Below are 3,457 nucleotides of genomic sequence, written 5' to 3' on the forward strand. Positions count from 1 at the left end.
GGGCGATACTCACCATTTCCGCGACGCGGCAGGGGCGTTCGCCCAACTCGATGCGTGACATGACCTTGATGTTGATTCCGGCCCGTTCCGCCAGTGCGTCGAGCAGCAGTCCTTGTCCGTGACGAGAACGCCGGATCGCGGCGCCAAGCGTGCTGTTGGTCAGCGTGGTGCGCTGTGGGTTCGGTGCGGCTCGTGTGGCCGCGCGTGTAGCCGGCATGGGCATCTTCCAAACGATCGGTTCTTTATTTTAGAGAATATCAGGAGTGTTCGCCGGGTCCCGAACTCGCGCCGCAGCATGCCCGTGCGGCCCCTGTAGAGCACTCTCTGCCCGCAGCAAGGCAACTCGCACCACTGAAGGGGACCGCCGTGCCGTGGTATCTGACAACGTCGCGCCAGATCAAAGGGTTCAAGCGTGAATTGAACCGTGTCGACGAGGCCCTGTCCCGGCAGGACGTGCGGGGACTGGGGTCGCCGCTGACCCGGCTGCGGGGGGCCATGTCGATCGGCGTCGTGCTCGGTTGCCTGATCCTGGCAGCGGCGTTCGTCGCCTCACTTGTCAGTCCGAAACCCGACGCGGGGGCAGCTGCAATCATGACCACCCGCAACGGCGGCATGTTCGTTCTATTCAACGGACGTCTGCACCCGGTCACCAACCTGGCTTCTGCCCGTTTGATCGTCGGCCGCCCCGACGAGGCCAAGGTCGTTACCGATGCGGCATTGCGCAGCCTGCCGACGGGACCGTTGATGGGGATTCCCAACGCTCCCAACCTGCTCACGCCGCGGACCGACGCCACCGCATTGTGGGCGGTGTGCGATTGGCGTGACACCGCCGTGCCACTGTCTCTGCGGCGCGGCGGGGACATTACGACCGCGGTCATCGCCGGCGCCGATATGCTCGACGGCGGAACCGGTCTCGTCGTCAACCGCGCGGTTCTGGTCAAACCGGTCACCGATCCTTCGAAGCTGTGGCTGCTTTACCGCGACACCCGCGCCGAGGTGGGCCGCACCGACTACGCAGCTCAGGCGGCACTCGGGCTGACGCCGGCGCTGATCGACGCAGCGTTGACGGTCTCGGAGGCGCTTCTGGGGGCGATCACGCCGTCCCCGGTGCTGACCGCTCCGGCACTGACCGATCGCGGCCAGCCATCGCCGGTGGTCACCGGTTCCTCGATCGGTGACGTACTCACCGTTGCCACCGCCTCTGGCGCCCGTTCCTACTACTTAGTCGGTTCCCATGGTGTGCAGCTGGTCAGCCCCGTGCTGGCACAGATGATGATCAACACCGGGTCGGCGCAGCGGCTGGTCGACGACCCGGCCCAGATCCAGTCCCAGCCTCGTGCGGACATCGTCGACGACGCCCGGTTCCCGTCGTCGGTGCCGACGATGATCAGCGAGCCCGCGGTGTGCTGGAGCTGGTCGAAGACACGCGGCGAGTTGACCGCACGAACCCAGATATTCACCAGTTCCCGGATGCCGCTGACGGAGACCGGTCGAGTCTCGGCGGTGCGGCTGCTGCGCAACAACGGCAGCACCGAACAGGCCACCGACGCCATCACCCGTCCCGGCTACGGCTGGTATGCCCGCACCACCGGTTCCGCCACCGACTCGGTGGCCGTCGAGCAGCTGCTGTGGATCGATCCCACTGGCACCCGGTTCCCGATCGACGCCGTGATCAGGAAAGGAGGCCAGGTCTCCTATGACCCGACCGTCAAAGCACTCGGTTTCGACACCCTCGCCCCGACGCCGATCCCCTGGGCGGTGGCCCGGCTCTATGCCCCCGGCGCGACGTTGTCGATCAAGAACGCCCAGGTGATGCAGGGAACCATCACGCCGGTTTTCCAGGTGCCGAATCCGCCGACCTCCGCTGGTCAGCCACCTCCGGAGACCACACCTGAAAAGGCGCCTGAAACGCCCGAGAAGCCTGTCGCCGATCCCGTCGCTCAGTCCGGTCACTGACGCCGAAACCGAAAGGACTCCATATGTTCTCGATCTTCCGTCCACCCCCTCGTCCCGCGGTTTCGCTGGGGCCGACAGGTGTAGAGATACGGGAGCCTTTGGCCGCACCGGCTCCCGACCACCGCCCTACGTGGATGAAGTTCCTGCCCTACGTGATGGTGCTGGCAATGGTCGGCATGTTCGTCATGTTCGCCCTACTCGGTGTTCGTGCTCTGACCTCCATGCTGGTCTCGCTGCCCATGATGTTGATGATGCTGATGATGATGATGAGCCAGCGAGGCCACGGGAGCTCCGGTTCCGGCGACATCGACCAGGAGATCGAGGAATACGACCTGGAGCTGCGCGAGCGGCGGTCCGAGGTGCACGAGCAGGGTCGCGCAATGCACGACCTGCGCACGCGCTGCTTCCCGCACCCGGCCGATCTGCTCTCACTGGTGGGTACCGACGAGATGTGGCAAGCCGATCCGAACCCGGAGATCGGCCGGGTCGTTCCGCCGGAGGATGAATCCGACCCGGATGTGAAGAACCTGACCTCCAACCCATATCTGCGGGCACGTGTCGGTATCGGTGTGGCTCCGCTGTATCCGAAGCTGATCGCCGGGGACGATGTGGTGCCGGAGATGTTGGAGCCGACGACGATGGTCCGCTACACGCGGGCGATGAACACGCTGTCGGTGGTGGCCAATCTGCCGATCGACGTGCGTCTCAACGAGTACCCGTCCTATGCGCTACGTGGCGACGTAGACGAGCGCACCGGGCTCGTGCGCGCGATGGTGATGTCACTGGCGTTCAACCACAGGCCCAGCGATCTGAACATCGGGATCGTCACCGACGATCCGACGTCGTGGGAGTGGATCAAGTGGCTGCCACACAACGAGGACGTGACTCGGGTGGAGAAAGGGCTCGGCGCCCGGCTACTGAGCTGGCGAAGCCTTGACGAGTTCGCGGTCATGCACGCCAGCCAGATAGAGCGGATGCGCTCGGACTCCGGCGACGTCACGCTGCCGCACCTGCTTCTGATCGTCGACACGCCAGACACGGTGGTGTCCTGGCCGGCGAACATGGCCGGTGGACTGCCCGGGATGACCTGGCTGGTGGTGCGATTCGGCCAGGATCTGGTCTCCGACATCAAGAGCCGCATTCTGCTGCGTGACGGGCGGGTGTCCACGGTCGACGACTTCGACCGCGCCGCCGCGGACTCGGTGTCACTGCCGGTCGCCGACACTTTCGCCCGTGCCATGTACCGGTACCGTCCCCGCAACTACGGAATCGGCCTGGAATCGGTCATCGACACCCCCGAACACATTCCGGACTTCTTCGAAGCACTCGGCATCGGTGACATCGAGACCCACGACCTGATCGATGTTTGGAAGCGCAACGCCTACACCGACGAGATCCAGGTGCCGTTCGGCTATCACCGCAACGGTGAGGAACTCACTCCACAGTTGAGCTGTCTGAACTTCTACGAGGAGAACCGCGATGGAAATGGTCCCCACGGGGC

Annotated in this window: 1 protein-coding gene and 2 pseudogenes; 2 read left to right on the plus strand and 1 reads right to left on the minus strand. The window is 64.9% G+C overall.

Annotation, left to right across the window (positions count from 1 at the left end):
• Positions 1-217 (minus strand): annotated as a pseudogene (locus AC2VOU_RS15385) (hypothetical protein); the annotation flags it as partial.
• Between the two features lie 149 nt (positions 218-366).
• On the opposite strand from AC2VOU_RS15385, the gene eccB reads away from it, so the two are divergent.
• On the plus strand, positions 367-1,956 hold the full coding sequence (gene eccB, locus AC2VOU_RS15390) for a type VII secretion protein EccB (protein ID WP_486958160.1): 1,590 nt from the start codon (positions 367-369) through the stop codon (positions 1,954-1,956).
• A 134-nt stretch (positions 1,957-2,090) separates the two neighbouring features.
• Positions 2,091-3,457 (plus strand): annotated as a pseudogene (locus AC2VOU_RS15395) (FtsK/SpoIIIE domain-containing protein); the annotation flags it as partial.

It is taken from the genome of Mycobacterium sp. TH-M25 (assembly GCF_057473665.1).